This window comes from Priestia sp. SIMBA_032, from assembly GCF_046535215.1.
Classification (GTDB): Bacteria; Bacillota; Bacilli; order Bacillales; family Bacillaceae_H; genus Priestia; species Priestia aryabhattai.
Map to the genome: position 1 here is coordinate 1 of NZ_JAWRXD010001414.1, position 242 is coordinate 242.

Consider the following 242-nt stretch of genomic DNA (forward strand, 5'->3'; position numbering starts at 1 on the left):
CCTGTTGAATTTGTTGCTAAAAAAATGGATGACGCAAAAATGTATGGTGGCTCTGCTTTATTTACAACTTTGGGACAAAGATACTCTGGCCCTGATGTAATTACCCTGTATGGTTATGGAAACTTAGGAAATGGACAACAATTAGAAGTAAGCGCTGCAAATGGTTTATCTGATTTAAGAAATGAGTCTAAAAATGGTAAATTCAATAGCGCATCTATTTCATATAAAAAGATACATGAATT

At 33.5% G+C, this 242-nt stretch carries 1 protein-coding gene; it reads left to right on the forward strand.

Going from position 1 to position 242, the window contains the following annotated elements; genetic code table 11:
• Positions 1–242 (forward strand): hypothetical protein (locus tag SB717_RS38970; RefSeq protein WP_410908621.1); only part of this gene is annotated, 242 nt, incomplete at both ends.